At 49.1% G+C, this 20,093-nt stretch carries 21 protein-coding genes; 13 read left to right on the top strand and 8 right to left on the bottom strand.

All coding sequences use genetic code 11. The annotated features are described in order from the left end of the window. From AC4MRN_RS10370 to AC4MRN_RS10355, 4 genes are all read left to right on the top strand, one after another. A partial coding sequence (locus tag AC4MRN_RS10370; protein WP_491203230.1) for a hypothetical protein occupies positions 1 to 205 on the top strand: 205 nt, incomplete at its 5' end. A gap of 38 nt (positions 206 to 243) precedes the next feature. After that, positions 244 to 2,799: a hypothetical protein gene (locus AC4MRN_RS10365; RefSeq protein ID WP_491203229.1), complete on the top strand. Its 2,556-nt coding sequence runs from the start codon at positions 244 to 246 to the stop codon at positions 2,797 to 2,799. Continuing rightward, entirely contained in the window at positions 2,800 to 2,979 is a 180-nt protein-coding gene (locus AC4MRN_RS10360) for a hypothetical protein (protein WP_491203228.1), read from the top strand. Positions 2,980 to 2,983: 4 nt separating this feature from the next. Beyond that, complete coding sequence (locus AC4MRN_RS10355; RefSeq protein WP_491203227.1) at positions 2,984 to 3,286, top strand: hypothetical protein; 303 nt, start codon at positions 2,984 to 2,986, stop codon at positions 3,284 to 3,286. 71 nt (positions 3,287 to 3,357) lie between these two features. Here the strand turns inward: AC4MRN_RS10355 and AC4MRN_RS10350 are convergent, their stop codons facing one another. Continuing rightward, the gene (locus tag AC4MRN_RS10350) at positions 3,358 to 4,116 is read right to left on the bottom strand and encodes a DUF1194 domain-containing protein (RefSeq protein WP_370240634.1); all 759 of its coding nucleotides are present in this window, start codon (positions 4,114 to 4,116) and stop codon (positions 3,358 to 3,360) included. 274 nt (positions 4,117 to 4,390) lie between these two features. Between AC4MRN_RS10350 and AC4MRN_RS10345 the strand changes: the two genes are divergently transcribed. The 5 genes from AC4MRN_RS10345 (at position 4,391) to arsB (ending at position 7,896) form a co-directional block, all read left to right on the top strand. Next, positions 4,391 to 5,170: an SDR family oxidoreductase gene (locus tag AC4MRN_RS10345; RefSeq protein WP_491203226.1), complete on the top strand. Its 780-nt coding sequence runs from the start codon at positions 4,391 to 4,393 to the stop codon at positions 5,168 to 5,170. A gap of 117 nt (positions 5,171 to 5,287) precedes the next feature. Then, positions 5,288 to 5,620 carry a metalloregulator ArsR/SmtB family transcription factor gene (locus AC4MRN_RS10340; protein ID WP_491203225.1) on the top strand — a complete coding sequence of 111 codons (333 nt, stop codon included), beginning with the start codon at positions 5,288 to 5,290 and terminating at the stop codon, positions 5,618 to 5,620. Positions 5,621 to 5,660: 40 nt separating this feature from the next. Continuing rightward, the gene (locus AC4MRN_RS10335; protein ID WP_491203224.1) at positions 5,661 to 6,131 is read left to right on the top strand and encodes an arsenate reductase ArsC; all 471 of its coding nucleotides are present in this window, start codon (positions 5,661 to 5,663) and stop codon (positions 6,129 to 6,131) included. Then, positions 6,131 to 6,850, top strand: coding sequence for an arsenical resistance protein ArsH (arsH, locus tag AC4MRN_RS10330; RefSeq protein ID WP_491203223.1), 720 nt, complete (start codon positions 6,131 to 6,133; stop codon positions 6,848 to 6,850). Before AC4MRN_RS10335 ends, arsH begins: the two co-directional genes overlap by 1 nt. Before the next feature lie 29 nt (positions 6,851 to 6,879). Further along, positions 6,880 to 7,896 carry an ACR3 family arsenite efflux transporter gene (arsB, locus tag AC4MRN_RS10325; RefSeq protein ID WP_491203222.1) on the top strand — a complete coding sequence of 339 codons (1,017 nt, stop codon included), beginning with the start codon at positions 6,880 to 6,882 and terminating at the stop codon, positions 7,894 to 7,896. Positions 7,897 to 7,969: 73 nt separating this feature from the next. Here the strand turns inward: arsB and AC4MRN_RS10320 are convergent, their stop codons facing one another. From AC4MRN_RS10320 to AC4MRN_RS10310, 3 genes are all read right to left on the bottom strand, one after another. Next, the gene (locus AC4MRN_RS10320; protein WP_491203221.1) at positions 7,970 to 9,031 is read right to left on the bottom strand and encodes a carbohydrate porin; all 1,062 of its coding nucleotides are present in this window, start codon (positions 9,029 to 9,031) and stop codon (positions 7,970 to 7,972) included. 223 nt (positions 9,032 to 9,254) lie between these two features. Beyond that, positions 9,255 to 10,463, bottom strand: coding sequence for an MFS transporter (locus AC4MRN_RS10315; protein WP_073322055.1), 1,209 nt, complete (start codon positions 10,461 to 10,463; stop codon positions 9,255 to 9,257). Between the two features lie 284 nt (positions 10,464 to 10,747). Further along, a complete protein-coding gene (locus tag AC4MRN_RS10310) occupies positions 10,748 to 11,113 on the bottom strand; it encodes a RidA family protein (protein ID WP_370240613.1) in 366 nt (121 codons plus the stop codon). 115 nt (positions 11,114 to 11,228) lie between these two features. Between AC4MRN_RS10310 and AC4MRN_RS10305 the strand changes: the two genes are divergently transcribed. After that, entirely contained in the window at positions 11,229 to 11,873 is a 645-nt protein-coding gene (locus AC4MRN_RS10305; protein ID WP_491203220.1) for an MBL fold metallo-hydrolase, read from the top strand. 127 nt (positions 11,874 to 12,000) lie between these two features. Further along, a complete protein-coding gene (locus tag AC4MRN_RS10300) occupies positions 12,001 to 12,936 on the top strand; it encodes an alpha/beta hydrolase (protein ID WP_491203219.1) in 936 nt (311 codons plus the stop codon). 24 nt (positions 12,937 to 12,960) lie between these two features. Here the strand turns inward: AC4MRN_RS10300 and AC4MRN_RS10295 are convergent, their stop codons facing one another. After that, positions 12,961 to 14,586, bottom strand: a complete 1,626-nt coding sequence (locus AC4MRN_RS10295; RefSeq protein ID WP_491203218.1) for an L-lactate permease — start codon at positions 14,584 to 14,586, stop codon at positions 12,961 to 12,963. Between the two features lie 109 nt (positions 14,587 to 14,695). After that, complete coding sequence (locus AC4MRN_RS10290) at positions 14,696 to 15,709, bottom strand: AraC family transcriptional regulator (protein ID WP_491203217.1); 1,014 nt, start codon at positions 15,707 to 15,709, stop codon at positions 14,696 to 14,698. A gap of 197 nt (positions 15,710 to 15,906) precedes the next feature. On the opposite strand from AC4MRN_RS10290, the gene AC4MRN_RS10285 reads away from it, so the two are divergent. Beyond that, complete coding sequence (locus AC4MRN_RS10285) at positions 15,907 to 17,559, top strand: fatty acid--CoA ligase (RefSeq protein ID WP_491203216.1); 1,653 nt, start codon at positions 15,907 to 15,909, stop codon at positions 17,557 to 17,559. A gap of 43 nt (positions 17,560 to 17,602) precedes the next feature. On the opposite strand, the gene AC4MRN_RS10280 is transcribed toward AC4MRN_RS10285, so the two are convergent. Together AC4MRN_RS10280 and AC4MRN_RS10275 are read right to left on the bottom strand one after the other, a co-directional pair. Then, positions 17,603 to 18,472, bottom strand: a complete 870-nt coding sequence (locus AC4MRN_RS10280; RefSeq protein WP_491203215.1) for a WYL domain-containing protein — start codon at positions 18,470 to 18,472, stop codon at positions 17,603 to 17,605. A gap of 121 nt (positions 18,473 to 18,593) precedes the next feature. After that, on the bottom strand, positions 18,594 to 18,755 hold the full coding sequence (locus tag AC4MRN_RS10275; protein ID WP_370240597.1) for a glycine zipper domain-containing protein: 162 nt from the start codon (positions 18,753 to 18,755) through the stop codon (positions 18,594 to 18,596). A 292-nt stretch (positions 18,756 to 19,047) separates the two neighbouring features. On the opposite strand from AC4MRN_RS10275, the gene AC4MRN_RS10270 reads away from it, so the two are divergent. After that, positions 19,048 to 20,093, top strand: a 1,046-nt coding sequence (locus AC4MRN_RS10270; RefSeq protein ID WP_491203214.1) for an ATP-binding cassette domain-containing protein, incomplete at its 3' end; no start/stop codon positions are given.

Raw genomic sequence — 20,093 nt, 5'->3', positions numbered from 1 at the left:
ACAAATGCTATTACCGTCAGATAAATACATGACGGTTGATGGCGATATCGTTGAATACACAGCCTATTTCCAAAAACGACAACAGGACCCCTGTGCTTCGGGCAACAGCCAAAATGCCGCGTTGTGTCGGAAACGGGTCAGCGATGGCGAACAACGCCAGGTTAAAAATAAAGTCATCATGACAATACCCACTTCACAACGTTAACGACTTCACTTTATCAAGGACAGAGCAAAGGACACAGTATGAAACACGCAGTTACTGTACACCTGAAGATACTTGCCATACTGGTATTATTTGCCATTTATGTCAGCCTCGAACTTTCACTGAATATTTTACTGATCGATATGTATGCCCAGCCGTTTGAGCTGGTACTGGGTGAATACCATATAGCAGCCGAGCGGCTGGAATTGTTTGGCAGAACCTTGTCGGGCTTTGGTCTGGCCTTGTTTGCGGTCACACTCGTTCCGATTCGATTCTTCGGTGTTACCCAATCAGAAAGTCACACTCGCCCGGTAATTAGTGCCAGGGGAAAGTGGTTGTTACGCCCTTTGGCCTTTTTGGCAATTTGGGCACTGATCATTCCGTCCATTAGGGTGTTGATTGATGGTGTTGTCGACTCACAGTCCAGTGATGCCAAACTCAGTGCTGTGCGTGCAATCGTATATAAAGAAGCTTACCTCGCCAAAGCTGTTAGCATTGAAGGGTTTCCGGAATTTGACCACATAGTAGCGGACCCTGATCGCAGGGATTTAATGGTCGCGCTCATTCCGTCACTGGCGTTTTTCTCCAATGGCTTCAACACGCTGATCGGAAACAACATTGACAGCATGGCCAATACCTTTTTGTTGAATAAGCAAGAAGATGATTTTATTGCCGAGGCGCTACCCAGAATTCGTCGTTTTGATCAGCAGTATGAAGCCCAGTGGCAACTGTATGAATCAGCTTCCCGCGCTTATCTGGAGGCATTTCGCAAGGAAAACGATCATTACGCGCGCGAACAAGAGCGGTTAACCCTGCTCAATAACGCCAATAAGCACATTAATTCGCGTTGGGAACGCTACGCCGTTCAGCTACTAGAAGCTGGAGATTTCAGGGAAGACTACACCACCAATGAGAATATTCGCGATCAATACCGTAACTACCGTGACCAGGCACTAAGTTCGCGATGCAACACAGCCTGCGAAGAGCAAGCTAAAAGGAATTTTGCGCGCTACCTTACAACCCTGAAGTTTGAAAGCGGTGAATCCTTCGGCCTTTCACTGCAGGCAGAAGACGTTATTTTCAATAAGTTCGTTAAATCAAAATACAACCTGGCCGCCATCTTTAAACGTGGCCGCTTGCGCTATTTACAGGAAGCATTTGGTATTCCGGAAGAAATGACGTATGAACAATACCAGCAATCTGATTTGATGATGAGTCACCTGCGCGACTATATCGCCGGTCAGGGTATTACCTTGCCTGTCGGCTGGAAAACAACCGATATGCAACCTCTTATTAATGCCATTGCCGCTAAATATCAGGGTTTAGCCGCCGCAGAGTGGGATAAATACCTGCAAGCAGCCAGCTATAAAATGCCTGAGCCAGGTCTCTCTAAACCCGCCTTTGCTTCACATGCAATTGTCACCAGCGCGGCTCGGGAAGCATTGGGCCCCTATTATCTTCCTGCGTTCACGCCCAGTATTGCGGAAAGTCGTTACAAAGCACTTTGGCTGGACAGCCAGGACAATATTTCATTCATTAAAATGATCACATCGACCGCGGCTACCACCGCCTTTTCACCCGGCGGCAGCATGTTTCAATTGGGACGTGACGCTGTAAAACTGGCCGTTATTCCCCCCGCCAGTATCTTTGCCAGTCTGCTTGCGGTATTTCTGCTTTTTTTCAAAATTGGCAATTATTTATGGCCTCGAAGTAAGGTGTATTTTGGCGGCGCTTTACTTGCGGCCGTTGTTCTGTTGGTCACCCCAACCGTTTCGGCCTTAATGCAATCCAACGCTTATCACAACATCACCACCCGATTCGCCCAACAGGTCAGCCAGGACAATCTGTATGACAACCTGCTTACATCAACCTTCGGGTATATGCTGGATATAGAGTCTGGACTCTACAGTCAGTATCGCCAGGTTGGCGTTGTTCGTGAGGTGCGTCGTGCCATGCTCGCCAATACAGAACAATCGACTAACGAAGGCGAAACCACCAGCGCGCAGAACGCAGCGCCCTCGCCGCTGCGCACTTTCGACAATATCTTTTACGACTTATTGTCGTTTTTACCTGAAAAACTCGGAAGCGGTGAAATCATCAAACCATTTGATGCCAACATAACTGTGTTAAAGCAGGATTTGAATGTGGGTGCTTATCTGGGGATTTACCTGGAGGGCGATAAAGTGTCCGAGGTAAAAATGCCGAATTTCATGCAGGATACTGACTTTGGTCTGCTGGCCGAACAGAAATATTTTTACCGGCCAGACTGGCAGTCTCTTGCTTCCGAATTTATTGAAAATGCAAACAGTCCGGACTATTGGATTAAACTGGCAAATGGCGATTTAGCCAAGGAGTCACTGGTAACAAAAATTGAACGAAACATGTCGGATTACCTCAATACTCAGGGCGGTTTAGTCACCCTGTTAAAATCCATTCAATCACAAGGCTACCGCAACCTGATATTACTTCAGCTAGGTCAGGCTAACCGTTACCGGTGCTTTGTCATTGGCGACATAGACGCTCTAATGATTACCGACTCAATCCAATCCAACTTTGTTGACTATAAAGAACTGCCCAACTGCAAAGCGAGAATATAAGTGAACGAGCTACAGCACCGAATAAAAAAATTGTTCGCGGAAAACCTCTCCGTCATCATCATGATGTTGGCGGTTTTCTTCGCGACACACTATTTCTTTGACCAGCAACAACAGGCCCTGAGCGACGTAATTCGTCAATTTGAAATATTAAAACTAAAACTGTCTTTAACCATGGAGTAGCGCAATGCAGGATAACGAACAAAAACAACCAAGCCGTATTTCGTTCAAATTTGATATCACCACGTTTATCGGACTTTGCGGTGCTATGTATCTGGCCTACTCTGTGCACGTGAAAAACGTGGAAAATACGCAAAAGGTCAACGCCCTGTTACAAAAGTACGAGCAGACGCTGGATGCGGCCATTGCAGGCGACAAAGTGACACTTGCGCGATATCAGGCAAACGTTGAAAAGATACTGAATTCACTGACGCCGGAAGAGCGAAAGCTGATGCTGTCATTATTGACTACCAATAACGTCAAAAACTAAATAAACCAACTTACATAAAAAGCGCCCGTTGTCGGGCGCTTATCAAGTAATGACATCTGAATCTACAAACCTTACTTACGTTTTCTCAGACGCAAAAACATAAACGCTCCTGAAACAAGTAACAGGCTCAACGCCCCTGGCGCAGAAGCCGTTGATGGTGGTGTTACCACTGAGGTTTCAGCTGAGATTTTGTTGATGACCGCAGTTTCAAAATCGGTAAATGAACTGGCAGGTTGAACAAATGCGCCCGGACCACCAATAACATAGTCATTGTAGAACGTGGCAAGGGAAGTAGAACCAATGGGCAGACCATTAATGGTAAAACCTTGTGCTACAGCTGCATCACGTGAAGCCGCGGTGGTTGAACTTGTTGAGGCACCATCGCCAGATACGTCAATAACCGTACCGACGGTGGCATCCAACCCATTATTTAACAACAGGTCAACGGCGCGGTTAATACCGGCGTAAATTGCAGTACCACCGCCACCTGGACGTGAGAAGTTGTCCAGTAAATCTGCGTAAGCGTTAGCCTGAGCAGCGCTGGTCAAGATAGTGAACGCGTCTAGCGCGGTTGAGTAATAACTTGATGCAAAAAACACAACGTTTACGGCAATACCGTTGGTCGATGCAGCAATGTTTTGTTGGACACTGGTATCGCGAAATGCATTCGCATAACCGTCCATTTGCAGGGTATATTCGGCGGTGCTTACACTGCCGGAAACATCAATCACAAGTGACAATTCCAGGTCTACCAGTGCAGCATTGGCGTGAGAGGCCGCACCGTACATCAGCATTCCAGCTAAAGCGAATCCGAGTTTCTTAAAGTTCATCTTTCTTTCCTTGAGATATATCTATTTTGAAGTATTAGCGTGAACAAAAACAGAAAATGCTCACATTTTGACTAACAGCAAATGTCAGACCAACTCTAAAAACTCATTAAAAAACAAGAAAATGATAAATATCATATTTTACTAATATAAAATATGTAAAAAAAGCCGACATAAAGTCGGGACGATACGTTGACTAAAATTTGCGACACTGGTTACTGTTAATCGTTTCAATAATAAGTACCATGAAGGTTGATTCGAATTACTGGAACAAGGCATGGATTTAGGAATTAAAGGAAAACACGCCATTGTATGTGCGTCCAGCCGCGGTCTTGGACGGGCTTGTGCGCAGGCACTGGCAGAAGCCGGAGTAAATTTGGTTATAAATGGCTTAAATGAACAACGGCTTGCCCTGGTAGCAAAAGAAATTGAAGAGTCGACTGGCGTAACGGTTATCCCTGTTGCTGCCGATGTCAGCACTGAAGAAGGACAGATGGCGCTGCTTGCGGCCTGCCCCGAGCCAGATATTTTAGTGAACAACAATGCTGGTCCGCCGTTAAAAGATTTTCGCCAACTTGATAAAAACGCCATGATTGACGGGGTAAATATGAATATGCTCACCCCAATCAGCCTGATACAACAGGTTATCGATTCGATGGCGGCAAAAGGATTCGGCCGTATTGTAAATATCACGTCCATGACAGTGAAAATGCCCGTTGCCGGCCTGGATTTATCCAGTGGCGCCCGCGCTGGCTTAACCGCTTTTCTGGCGGGGATTGCTCGTACCGTGGCCGACAAAAACGTTACCATTAATAATATTTTGCCCGGCTATTTTGCTACCGACCGACTGGAAGGCGTGTTCAAAGCGGGCATGGAGCGTACCGGCCAGGACCGGGACGCCGTAGCAACAGAACTCGCGGCCAAGGTGCCCGCTGGACGATTTGGCGTACCTGCTGAATTTGGCAATACCTGTGCTTTCCTATGCAGTCAGCATGCCGGCTACATTACCGGTCAGAACGTATTATTAGACGGCGGCCTCAACCCCAGCGCCTTCTAAACCAGCGCTTCGCCGCTTTCCCCCAACAACCTATTATGTGCAACCTGAGATCTTCGGGTTGACATGCGCCGCAACATATACGATATTTCACATATGTGTTATTTCATATATTAAAGTATGCATCCGTTATCGTTTTACAAATGCCTTGCCGAAGACACCCGGCTTAAATCGCTCTTGTTAATCACACAGGTTGGCGAGGCTTGCGTGTGTGATCTGATGGAAGCACTGCAATTGGATCAGCCCAAAACCTCACGACACCTCGCGGAGCTGCGCAAGTGCGGGCTCCTGCTGGACGAGCGTCGCGGTAAATGGGTGTATTATCGTTTGCATCCCGAGCTGCCGGACTGGGCGCGCAAGGTGCTGCGAGAAACGCTTTCGCATAACGGGGATTACACTCGCGATGCACTCGCCCGCATTCAGTGCTGTCAGCAACAAAATGGCTGTTGCTGAGCGCATTTCATCACTCATTTTTATTCACTGAGGTTCCCCAATGAAAGTTTTGTATATCTGCACACACAATCGCTGCAGAAGTATTTTGTCTGAAGCAATCACCAACCATGTTGCCGGTGACGTGATCACCGCTAAAAGTGCGGGCAGTCAGCCCGTCGGAGAAGTACATCCACTGTCACTGAAATACCTAAGTGAAGCAGGAATACCGACAGAAGGACTGAAGAGTCAGTCATGGGATGAATTCGAGGCTTTTGCGCCCGACCTGGTAATTACTGTTTGCGATTCAGCGGCTGGTGAATCCTGCCCGGTCTGGTTTGGAAAGAGTGTCAAAGTGCACTGGGGATTGAGCGATCCCTCTAAACTCACCGGTAGCGAAGAAGATATTGCCCGTGCATTCAATGACACGATTGCGCAAATTTCAGCGCGCGTAACAGACCTGAAGACCATTGCCGAGCAACCCTTTACTCCGGAGAGCTTACGCGCGTCACTGGCCAATTTGGGAGCGCAATAATGGCGAATAGCGAGAGGAATTTACCCAACGTAGACAACGCCCAGTTTCACATGCCGGATGTCAACAAGCTGGTCGGTACCCCGCTCTCTCACCCGCCTCGCATTCTGTTACTTTACGGCTCGCTAAGAGCACGCTCTTTCAGCCGTTTAGTGGTTGAAGAGTCCGCTCGGTTACTGAGTGCGATGGGTGCCGAGGTGAAAATATTTAACCCGACCGGCCTGCCCCAACCTGATTCAGGCGAGGATACGCACCCGAAAGTAACAGAGCTTCGTGAGCTGATGATGTGGTCTGAAGGTCAGGTATGGTGTTCTCCCGAACGCCACGGTGCGATGACAGGTATATTTAAAAGTCAGATCGATTGGGTCCCCCTCAATATGGGAGGTGTGCGACCGACTCAGGGCAAGACACTGGCAGTAATGCAAGTCTGTGGCGGCTCACAGTCGTTCAATGTGGTTAATCAATTACGTGTGTTGGGACGGTGGATGCGCATGGTGACCATTCCCAATCAGTCCTCCGTGGCAAAAGCGTTTCTGGAGTTTGACGATAACGACCGCATGAAGCCCTCTCCGTACTACAACCGAATAGTAGACGTGATGGAAGAACTGATGAAATTCACTTTGTTGTTACGCCACAATAAAGACTATTTTGTAGACCGCTATTCAGAGCGCGTCGAGTCAGCAGAGCAAGTTAGTCAGCGCGTCAATCAACGCAACCTTTAACCTCACAGCATAACGAGCAGGAATACAAAATGGGATTATTTGAACGCTACCTAACCGTTTGGGTAGCCCTCGCGATATTCGCAGGAATGGGTGCAGGCGCCATCGCGCCCGACTTGTTTGCCAGCGTTGCAGCGTTGGAATATGCACAGGTTAATCTGGTGATTGCCGTACTGATCTGGGTGATGATATTTCCGATGATGGTGCAAATCGACTTCACCTCAATAAAAGACGTGGGCAAGAAACCCAGAGGACTCGTTCTTACACTGGTCATCAATTGGCTGGTAAAACCGTTTACCATGGCACTGCTTGGTTGGCTGTTCTTCAAAGGTATCTTTGCCGATTGGGTCGATCCTACTACCGCTACGGAATATATTGCCGGGGTGATTTTACTCGGTGTCGCCCCCTGCACGGCGATGGTATTTGTCTGGAGCCAACTCACTAAAGGCGATGCCAATTACACGCTGGTGCAGGTCTCAATCAACGATATCATCATGATATTCGCCTTTGCCCCCATCGCGGGTTTACTGCTTGGTGTTACGGATATTACGGTTCCCTGGGACACACTGCTGCTATCGGTTGTGTTATACGTGTTGATTCCGCTGGTCGCTGGCGCCCTGGTGCGCAATAAGCTGGACAAGGCAAACGATCACTCACAACTGGAACGTTTTTTGTCAGCGATGAAGCCCTGGTCAATCGTTGGCCTGCTGGCAACGGTAGTTCTCCTGTTCGGCTTTCAGTCTGACACTATTATGGCTAAACCCCAGGCCATTGTGCTGATAGCCATTCCTTTGTTGATTCAAACCTACGGTATTTTCGCAATCGCCTACCTGATTGCCAAACAAATGAAACTGCCACACAACATTGCGGCACCGGCTTGCATGATAGGCACGTCTAACTTCTTTGAACTTGCCGTTGCTGTAGCGATTTCCCTGTTCGGTTTGCACTCAGGTGCAGCACTGGCCACGGTTGTTGGTGTACTGGTAGAAGTGCCGGTGATGCTGTCGTTAGTGTGGTTTGCAAACCGCACTCGCAGCTGGTTTGAATAATGAAATAGTGAATTTGTTTGGCGTTTTATTGGCGTTTTAAAAACAGCCTGGCGTAATAATCAACGCCGGGCTTTTATTCCTCGAAACTGACAATGAAACGGAGTCCGAGTAACACTGCATCGTCGGTTGTCAATGACGCACCAGGCGAGCCAATCCATTGTATATTAGGCTGTATCGACAGGTAGTCATTAACAGCAACGGAATAAGTTACCTCTATAACCGATTCACCACTCGCGAGAGGCTGTTCAGCGTTCTCAGAGACTTTTGCATGTGCCCAGGCCATGCCCCAACTGTCATCGGCTCGCCCAATTAATCCTGCATTGCCGGTGACCCCGACAGAATAGAATTCATCGAAGAAGTTAAACGATGACGCACCAGCTCCCACACGCCCGAAAAGGGTGATATCGTTAAACGTATGTTCACCGCGCAAATACCAACCGTCATTGCGCTGTCCGGTACTTTGTACACTATTCAGGTACGTTGAATCATCTGTATAACCCCACCACCCCAGCAACAACCGGGTAGAGGTATCCTGATACTGGTATTCGCCGGTTAATAGCAGATTGGTTTTGTCAGGTTGTTCGCTAGGTTGGCGGTACGACAAGCCTGGTGACCCCGGGGCCCCATCGGTAATGGCAAATTTTGCGGTATGATTACCCTGGTAATAGGCAAACCTGGCAGTAACACCCGGCGCAGGGTAAGTCCCCGGCCCGTTTGGCCCACTGACGCCAAACACAGTCCCCATACCAAATGCGCTTTGCACAAATAAATTGGCACTCTCGAGCACATCAAATTCGTAGTTTATGTCGTAAATTCCGAACAGGACTGACAGATGTTCACGGCTAAATTCCAATGCCAGCTTACCCCAATGTAAACCCGCAGAATTCGCTTCAATGTTACTCACACCCTGCTCGTCACCGACCAGCTCAGAGACTGAATGGTTGTCGGTAAGCCACACTTCAGAGTGAAGTTTAAAACTAGGATTAAACGCATACTCAACGCCAAAGGCAGAGTAATACAACAACGCTGAGGACCTGTCGATGCCGCCTTTTACATTGGCAAAGCTGTCAACAACCACCTCGGCGTAAATCTCTGTGTCATTGGGCAGTGCATCCGTTGAAATTAAATCAATCAAACAGCTACCTGGATTTTTTATGCCTGTATTAGCAAGGAGGAGAAGCCGATACTCGTTGGTATCTTTTGCTCACATTTCCCTGACGGTCTGGTTTAATCATAGTTCAGCCTGAAGCATGATTACCAGTGCTACCTATACAATAACCACATAAAAACCAATGGACTAGTAGACTTTGGGTGCATTGACGACGCAATCGCGTCGCCAAAATCAGTACAAAGATGTGTTACGCCGGCGCTTTTACAAACTGGATATTACGCTTTCGCATTAATACACAACTCAGAGCCCACATCAGGAAACCGCCGAAGAACAGCATTGCTGAAGCGTAGCCAGTTTGATTGAACGTAGCGCCACCAGCAAGCAGTGCGCCACCGACCCAGGGACCAATCGCATTTGCTGTATTAAAAGCACACTGTACCAGCGCCCCAATCATTGCATGGCCTGTAGGAGACACATCAAGCAGCATTGACTGAATAACCGCCGCTAAGCCTACACTCGCGCCCAAACAAAATACCGCCAGATACAACAACCAGATGTTGTGCGCAGCCTGAACGTATAGAACAGCAATGACCACACTGCATAACAAGGCTATGCCTGTGGTGCTAACCGGTGATTTGTCTGCCAGCTTTCCACACGCCCAGTTCCCAATAGTGGTACCAATACCAAACATCATCATGGCAATTGAGATAGTGTATTCCGGCGTTTCGGTAACCACTAAAATCGTGTCTGCCAGGTAAGTGTAAATACAAAATACGCCGCCAAAACCGATAAAGATGATGCCGGAGATGGACCAGACCAGCTTGTTCTTCAACACGCCGAACTCATCTTTCAGACTGGTCGGCTTGGTAACCGGGCTACTTGGCACCAGTTTATACACCAATAAGGTCGCCACCAGCGCAAGTACCGCAACAATGGCCATACACAGTCGCCAGCTGACATACTGCCCCACCAGAGTCGCCATGGGCACACCAACAATTGTGGCAATGGTTAATCCGGAAAACACAAAAGACATGTAACTCGCGCGTTTTCCCATAGGCGCCATACTGGCAGCGACTAATAACGACGTCGCAAAATAAGCGCCATGCGGCAAACCCGACAGCACCCGGTAAAACACCATTTCGGGCAACGACGTTGCAATCGCACTTAATCCATTTGCTACACACATCATACCGGTGAACAACATCAGTGCGGTTCGGCGGTTCATCTTATTGGTGAGCAGCATGAACAACGGGGCGCCTATAACCACACCAATGGCATAACCGCTGATCACATACCCCGCAGCAGATGGCGTGACATCAAATGATGCCGCAATGAGCGGCAGCATAGACATCGATGCAAACTCAGTTAGACCAAGAATAAACGTCCCCAGTGCCATAATAAAAATTGGCCAGAAAGTGGACGAATTACCAGACACTTGTGGTGCAGTGACAGACATGAAACCTCTTAAATCGTGTAAAAATCAATAGACAATCAACCCCGGGCATGACCATGCATCGAGGGCGTAAATATAACTGTGTAGGGAAATCAGCAGTCCGGCTGAATAATTCGGCGAGTCTTTAGAGTTGTAGGTAAATGAAGCGACTTGCCGATGCGTAATTTGTATTTTTTGGCTGTAAACCAGCTTGATATGATTATACGCGACATCAGGCTAAAGTATAAAGCCCAATTGTCGCGATAATTTGTGTGTTAGCCCAGTATTTTTTCTTTTAGCATGGACGCCTAAGGTAAGTAATCTTCGCCGGCTGCCGCGGTAAAGGCCATTTCCACTAACCAGTCGGGATCCGCCAGTTCCACTTTGACACAGGCCCGACTCGGGGCCGTTCCTTCATCAAACCAGTTGTCCCACACCGCATTCAAGCGATCGACATTGGCAAAATCAGTAATGTAAATGGTGACGGTTAAAATACGGCTTTTATCGCTGCCGATTAATGCCAGCATGTCTTCCGCCTGCTTAAATACCTGCTCGACCTGACCTTCAATATCCGTAATGCCCTCACACTCCGGCACTTCAACAAAATTGGCAATACCGTTAAATACGGTGATTTCTGACCAGCGACGCGTGGGGTTTATGCGATGAATTTTCATAACCGTCCTAATTGAATTGAGTGCGCGCAGTATACAGACAAGCTAGCGACGATGCATCGACATCAATAACACTCACTTGATATAGTAAGAAGTACACCAATAAGGATTTAAAAGCATGAACGTCGTTGTTATTCCCGTTACGCCTTTTGCACAAAACTGTTCTCTTATCTGGGATCCTGCCACTATGGAAGGCGCGCTGGTTGACCCGGGTGGTGACGTGGAAAAGATTCAACAGGCAGTGGCGAGCCACGGCGTGAGCATCAAAAAAATCATTCTGACTCACGGACACCTGGACCATGTGGGCGGCACTCTGGCAGTTGCTAAGCACTACAACGCCCCTATCGTTGGTCCACATACCGGCGATAAGTTCTGGCTGGATGCCCTTATGCAGCAAAGCCAGATGTTCGGCTTCCCGCCTTCGACACCGTTCAACCCAGATCAATGGTTAGATGAAGGCGACACTATATCGATTGGTAACCTGACTCTGGATGTGCTGCACTGCCCCGGCCATACACCCGGCCATGTTGCGTTGGTGGAACGCACCAGCAATCAGGTCATCGTAGGCGATATTTTGTTTGCTGGTTCAATAGGCCGCACCGACTTTCCTCAGGGTAACCATGCACAATTGCTGGAAGCAATTCGCACAAAACTGTTTACTCTCCCCGATGAAATGAAAGTGTACCCGGGTCACGGCCCGACCACGACGATTGGTAAAGAGCGTACCACCAACCCCTTTGTCGCCGACAGCAAATACGGATAGCAAACAGAACGACGCGTTGTATCCATAGGAAATCCCGATAGTTAACAAAAAAATAACTATTTGATTAGACCTGCACCGTACTCCACCATTTCGTTGGCCAATGTAAGACAACGAAAAGGAAAATACGATGAAGGCTTTGCTTAAGTGTGCGCTGTTGCTCGTCATCAGTGCCAGTGGACTATCGACAACGTTTGCCCAACAGCCTCAGGGCATTTCAATGAAAAATACCGAAGCACAGGCGTTTCTCGGCTCGCCCATTCGCCTGTATCCGGACAATACAGATATGCAGACTGGCGACCGCGAACAATGGGGGCATCTGTCGCTGTCACTCCCAGGCGGCTTCACCAGCAACCAGTATTTAATTCGCAATGTAACAAACCCTTCACTGTACGCTTTTTTGCCTGAGCCCGGCACATCTACGGGTACCGCCGTTATTGTGGCCCCGGGTGGTGCGTTTCTGTCGCTGGCAGTGCAAACAGAGGGCGCAGATATCGCCCGGGCGCTCAATAAACGTGGCATTACCGCATTTGTTTTAACCTATACCCTCAACAAAACCCCTCGCGATATACCTGGCTACCAGAAAATAGTCGCCGATGTATTTGGCGCTAAGGCGCGTGGAGAAGAGCCTGATATTTTTGTGCCGCAAGCTCCTCAAGATGCCTTAACGGCACTGCGCTACGTGAAAACACATGCCAGTAAATACAATGTGGATCCGGCAAAAATAGGCTTCATGGGTTTCTCTGCAGGTGCCATGACTTCAATTTCAGCGTCAATCGCAGACACCGACAACCGCCCTGCTTTTCTGGGATACGTTTACGGTCCCATGAATGCCATTGAAGTACCGGCCAATGCCCCGCCTCTGTTCGCCGCCATCGCGCTGGATGATGGCCTATTTGGGCGTATGGGACTGGAACTCGTGGGGGCATGGCAAAAACAACACCTGCCGGTTGAACTGCACGCTTATGAAAAAGGCGAACATGGTTTTGGCGCCGGACGCCCCGGCACTACAAGCATGGGCATGATAGACCAGTTTGTGGCCTGGTTGGCAACGCACAACATGTAGTTACCAGCCCTACCTGGCTGAAGCTTAACGCAGGGCCGCTGCTAATACTGCTCCCATTGTGCCGGCTAACACCGCATATAACAGCAGTACCACAGCGGTCCGTTTCAGAATATTCCCGTCCTGGTGCTGCAAGCCAAGGATGGCCGTAACTGCCACTATGTTGTTTATGCACACCATATTACCCATTGCTGCGCCCACATTTTGCAGAGCCATGGTAACGGCAAGCGGCAATCCCAACTCAGCGGCAATGGTATATTGAATGCCCGAAAACGTGAGATTTGAAATAGTCGCAGAACCGGAGAAGAATGAGCCCAATGCTCCGAGGAGTGGCGCAAAAAAAGCCCAATTTTCGCCCGCGAGCGAGGCTAAATGCCCACCAATGTGAGAGACAGCCGAATCAGCGTCGCCTAACATCATCATATTCACGAACACCAGCGCACCGAACAGTGCCCATAGCGGGTTTATCATTCGCGACGCCGTTTGCCCGCATATTGACTTCATACGCGTAGAAAATTCTCCGGGGCCATAGCTAACAACACTGGCAAGGGCAATCACGACAAATGGAATAAGTGAAGGCACGTACAACAGGCTATGTCGCCACTGGGTCGTAGTATCAAGAATACTGCTAAGGGTAACGACCAGACTGGCACTGATCGACAGCTGCCCAAACCAACCAAACGATACAGCAACATAAGGCTCGGTTGCCTGCAGCAGCCCTTTTAATCCCAGCTCTGGTAAGCGGGTTACGACCAATAACAAAATAGTGCCCCACAACGGAAACGCGGCTTTTATCAGGGCCTTTGCAGATGGTTTATTCAAACTATCTGCCTGGCCAGCGCCACTATTTTCTGCTCCAGCTTTCCTGTCCAGGCCAATACCACACCTGGCCAGCAACACAGTGAGCACCAGACCAACAAAACCGCCCAGCAAAGACGGAAATTCCACGCTGTAAAAACTCAGCGCCAGATAAGGCAGTGTACAAGCACAGGTTGCCAGCAACACAAACAGGCCATTTCTGAAAATACAACGCCAGTCGGGCATCACCAGTCGCAATGCGATAAAAACAATGACAGGCGCAATCAGCGTATTCATACCCGCGGCATATTGCGCACTGGCCATCAGTGTTGACTGTGGCAATGACAACAGTGAGAGTCCAAACCAGACCGGCGTCCCCATGGCACCGAACGTCACCGGTACGGTATTAAGTACCAGACAAAACATGGCCACCCGCAAGGGCGCAAAACCCAACCCACACAGCACCGGTGCCGCGATCGCCGCCGGCGTACCAAACCCACTCGCTCCTTCAATGAGAAAAGCAAACGCCCATCCAACAATCATTAACTGAGCAATGTGATTGCTGCTTACCTGATTAAGCCCTTGCTTTAAGGTATCCAGTGCGCCGGTTATTTCCATACTTTTAAACAGAAACACTGCGCCACCAATGATTGCCAGAGGCGTGAACGCCAGTAACATCCCGCTTAGAACGTTAGCGTGAACAACCGCAATCGATTGCCCGCCCTGCCAAAGCACCAGTGCATAGGCAACGAAAGCACACAGCGGTAGCGCTTTGCTCGACGCCATGCTGTTGGGCTTTACCATCAAATAAATTAACAAAATCAGTGGCGCATAAGCCGCCAGAAGCGTGTGCATTGAAGCGCGTTCCGTGCCAGAAGATGAGTACTACTGTAAAACAATCACCTCGAGAAATGAACGTGGCCAGGGCCTGTTTATCTTTGATACAACGCAATAGTTTGTATGTTTAGTGGGTCTCAGATAGTCGCGCTTGCAAAGGTGCAACGGCAAACCAACGTTTAAACGCACGGGTAAAGTTACCCGTATGGCGGAACCCCAGCCGGTAACTGATCTCTGCCAGCGGTAAATGGCCAGATGTAACCCAGTGCCAGGCTTGTTTCTTACGCAGTGCATCCAGCACCTGCTGAAATGAGGCATTTTTGTCGTGCAACCGGCGTTGCAGCGTTCGAAGGCTGAGTCCAAGTTCGTCTGCCGCACCCTGAGCGGTTAGGTTGCCCAGCGGTAAATGACTCAATAACAGCGATTCGAGCCTGGCCCGCAGATCGGCCCGGTCCATGCGGGCAACGTAGTCAGCAACTAACACATCATTTTGTGCAGCCAATTCCGGGCTGGCGGTGAGCAAAGGCTGATGCATCGCCTCGCGCCGGAACAAAATTCGGTCGTAGGCAGCATTAAAATAGACCGGACATTTAAACAATCGTTGCCAGGGTGTGGGGTCTTCCGGTTGTGGGCGACTCAACCATACTTGCTCGGGCTTAAAATCAGGCCGGTAGATGTGCCGGGCGGTGAGCACGCAGGTACCGATAAACGCGTCCGTTTCTGAGGCACACCACACGGAGATCGCCGGATCGCGATGAAGAGATATTTCAACGCTATCATCCAATGTGTTGATATGCAGCGTCCCGTAATCAGCAAACATCCTGAAATTGTCACATAAACGCGCAAAGCCGTCGCGAACGGTATTACTCGCCCATATCGCAAAACCCAGTGCATGCCAGGATGTGGGGCGCACAAAACTCGCCACCGTTAACCCCAACGCAGGATCATCGGTCACATTAAGGGCCAGGCGCCACAAGCGATTAAGCTGCGTCAGTGAACAGCGGGCTTCAGGCTGTGCGGTCTGTGCTGGCTCTATCCCTACGCGCTGCAACAGGGCTTTACCGTCGATACCATACGCATTCACAGCCCGACTGATTACCAACGGCCAACTACCAATCACGCTGTATGAAGATTCTGACATGCTCTAACACATTGTTTTGTAATCGATATATTAGTTCACTCTAACGTGCTGAGATTGCCTGCTCAAGCACTATTTATCTTTATACGCCAAAGCAGTATCTCTTTACGCCAACCAATTGCCAAACTACATTTTTTTAACAACAATGAAACAATTTTTCGTCCAGTACGTAGTCTGCTGGTAAACAATGGAGATGTGTCATGCCAACAAAAATTCTGTCTGGTGCCGATAATGCCCACGCCTTTCCCCTGCTTATAAAGCATATCTTTGCATCAGCGGGTCGCTTTGAGCCCGACAACCAAATCATCTATCGCGGCGAGCAACATTTCAGCTACGCTGATTTCACCCGCCGGGTTCAGCAACTGGCCAATGCCCTTAGCGCCGCAGGCGTTCGCGAAGGCGATACTGTGGCAGTCATGGACTGGGACAGTCATCGCTATCTGGAGTGTTATTTCGCTGTGCCGATGCTGGGCGCCGTGCTGCACCACGTCAATATTCGCCTGTCACCTGAGCAAGTGGCCTATACCATGAATCACGCCGAAGACACTCTGGTCCTGGTTCACGATGACTTTATGCCATTGGCCGATCAGTTGGCGCCGCATCTGGCGACGGTACAAGGGTACATTCGCCTTGCTGATTCACCCGATTCTGCCTGCCCTGCTACGCAAAACATCACGCCACTGGGTGAGTATGAATCATTGCTGGCCGCGAACTGTGACGTATGCGAATTTCCCGACTTCGACGAAAACAGTATTGCGACGACCTTTTATACAACCGGCACAACGGGTAATCCGAAAGGCGTGTACTTCAGCCACCGTCAGTTGGTATTACACACGCTGAATATGGTAGGTATGCTGGGCAGTTATGAGGGGTTGCCGTTATTGCGCTCAAACTCGGTATACATGCCCATTACCCCCATGTTCCACGTGCATGCCTGGGGCGTGCCCTATGCGGCAGTCATGCTCAACTGCACACAAATCTACCCGGGGCGTTACGAGCCCAATATGCTGGTTGACCTGATCAAACGCTACAAGGTCGATTTCTCGCACTGTGTTCCTACCATTCTGCAAATGTTACTGGGCTGCGAGAAAGGTCAGTCAACCCGGTTTGATGGCTGGAAAATACTGATTGGCGGCAGCGCCCTGCCCAAAGGCCTGGCGCAGGCAGCCGTTGATAAAGGTGCCGATATTTATTCGGCATATGGTATGTCGGAAACCTGCCCGCTGCTCACCGTAACACACCTGAACAAAGCGCAACGCGCATTGCCCGCCGAGGAACAACTTGCATACCGCACGTTAACCGGCGTGCCGTCGAATATGGTGGACTTATCCATTTCAGAACCCGATGGCAGTACGGTAGCCCACGACGGTAAAGCCGTAGGTGAAATTACAGTCCAAACCCCATGGCTGACGCAGGGCTACTTCAAGGAAGAGGAAAAACAGGAAGCATTATGGGAAGGTGGTCGCCTGCATACCGGTGACGTTGCCAGTATCCGCCCGGATGGCTTCGTTGAAATCAAAGACCGCATTAAAGATGTGATCAAAACGGGGGGAGAATGGCTGTCTTCCATCGAACTTGAAAACTTGATCAGTCAACATGCTGATGTTGCCGCCGTGGCGGTCGTTGGTATTCCGGATGCAAAATGGGGTGAACGTCCTTTCGCTATGGTCGTCCCCAAGGTTTCGTCTCTCACGGCTGAGACACTGCAGACGCATCTGATGCAATTTGTGGATTCCGGACATATTTCAAAATGGGCCGTTCCCGAGAAAATTGCCATGGTGGAAGACATTCCCAAAACGTCCGTAGGCAAAATCAACAAGAAAGCCATACGAGAAGAACTGGCAGACCAGTAACCCACTCATCGGTATCAAACCGGGCCTATTGGCCCGGTTTCGATTAGCTCTTTATATAACCTGGTGCAATAGCCAGGTTTTCAACGTTGTTTAGGGTAAAGCGGTTTTGTAACCACAGCTGGTATTCTGCCCCTTTTAACGTGGCCCGCTCAGTACAATCAACATTCCAGCGGCGTAATAAGTACCCAGCCATCGCGGCACGGACGTTAATAAGCAACTGGCTGTTTTCCATCCCGTAGTCCATTTCAATGGCAGTGGGAAACGACACGTTTTTTGGGTGCGGCACTAACTGTAGCGGCAACATACGATGCCATTCTGCATCCTGTTCGCTTCGCTCTTCTGCGGCGGGCGACTGTTTTAGCGTGACTTTACTGATTCGGGTTAACACAAAATCGCGAAAGCTGTTGCTTTTGCGGTCATATGCCCGCACGTGCCATCGCAACCCGTTGTCAACAATTGCATGTGGCACCAGCTCGCGGGCGTTTGAGCCACTGCTAAGCGAGGTGTAAATTACGCTGACCGCTTTGTTATTCAGTATCGCCTGAACCAGTTTAGCGACTATGAAAATATCAGGAATATTCAAACTGGACGGTGCTTCAACCGGGAAATGCATGTCACCAATGGCATCAAACCCATCGGAAATATCGTTGGCCAGTTTTGTTAACGTACGCTGGGCGTCGTGCTCAAATAGCGGTTTGAACTGCGCAGTCTGGTAGTAGCGTTTGCCACTTGAATCATAATCAAGGTTCTCCGGCGCCAACTCTTTATAAAGATTGAAATCCCGGGAACCAGCTGATAGACCAACTTCGAACCGGTTTATCAGATCCTGACGGTAAATAGCGCCTTTGAATAACAAACAAAAATCGATATACGCCAAACGCTGGCGCTGCGCAAAACTAATATTGTCTAGCATCGTCCCTTAGCCGAAAACACGATAATCGCACCAGTGTGGTTTATTTTGAGACGGGAGTAAAGGCACAATCAACAAAGTATAGACCAATAGCTAATACCTTTGGTCACTCTGCCAACAGGCCTTATTTCGACTTATTTTTCGCCGCAGCATAAAAAGCGACACCCAGTGCCACGCCAATGCTTACGCCCATCGCGACATTGTTTAGCGCAACGCCAATCGCGACGCCAATTGCTACCGCAGCACCAATACTGACTGCTGCCTTATTATTTTTGTTAGATTCCATGTTAATAATTCCTTTATTTATAAACATAAAAGGTGTTAGCTCAAAGAGCTCGCCAGATCTTTTCAGACAGTATCATGCGGAATACATCATCCTCAAATGTCTTTATTATCTTCCTTTTTTAATGTTGAGGTCAGTCGCTGACCGTTTATCAGTGTAATTTGGCGAAAGTTTAACCAGACTCTCTTTACTCTTCGCACCTTAACCTTTATATTGCGCGCCGTGCACGAGTCCCCTCGCCTGCGTTATACGAGCTTTAACAGCCAGCCTTTTAAATTTATCCGGAAGTACCATTTTGATTACCACTGCCAACATCACCATGCAATTTGGCTCAGCGCCATTATTTGAAAACATTTCAGCCAAATTTGGCAACGGCAATCGTTACGGCCTGATTGGCGCGAACGGCTGTGGCAAATCCACTTTTATGAAAATACTCAGCGGAAAACTTACTCCCAGTGCTGGCAATGTGTCTCTGGCGCCCGGCACGAAATTGGGGATCCTGAATCAGGACCAGTTTGCGTTCGAAGAGATGAGTGTGGTGGATGCGGTGATCATGGGCGACCGCGAGTTATGGGAAGTAAAACAACGCCGTGACGAAATTTATGCAAAACCGGATATGACGGAAGAAGAAGGCATGGAAGTGGCCGATCTGGAAGTCCAGTTTGCTGAAATGGACGGCTACACCGCAGAATCCCGCGCCGGCGATATTTTGATTGCAGCCGGTATCGAAGAAAGCTATCACTTTGGCCTGATGCGCGAAGTTGCGCCAGGTCGCAAGGTACGTGTGTTGTTGGCACAAGCCCTGTTTGCTGACCCGGACGTTTTACTGTTAGACGAACCTACCAACAACCTCGACATCTATACAATCCATTGGTTGGCAGAAGAGCTCAACAAGCGTAAATCCACCATGATCATTATTTCGCACGATCGTCACTTCCTGAATTCAGTGTGTACACACATGGCCGATATTGATTATGGCGAACTGCGAATTTACCCGGGTAATTACGATGCCTTCACGGAAGCTGCCGCTTTGGTACAAGAACAATTGCATCACGAAAATGCTAAAAAGAGCGCTGAAATAGAAGAATTACAAAGCTTTGTGGCCCGTTTTTCAGCAAACGCCTCTAAAGCTAAACAAGCCACATCGCGTGCCAAACGCCTGGAAAAAATTGAGTTAGCTGATATTAAAGCATCCAGCCGCCGCAAGCCCTATATTCAGTTCAAGCAACACAAAAAGCTGCATCGTCTGGCCATAACGCTGGAAGAACTGGGACACAGTTATACCAATACCCCTTTATTCTCCGGCGCAAACCTTCTGCTGGAAGCGGGTTCAAAACTCGC

Source organism: Marisediminitalea sp., assembly GCF_984433645.1.
This window is presented reverse-complemented; position numbering and strand designations above follow the sequence as displayed.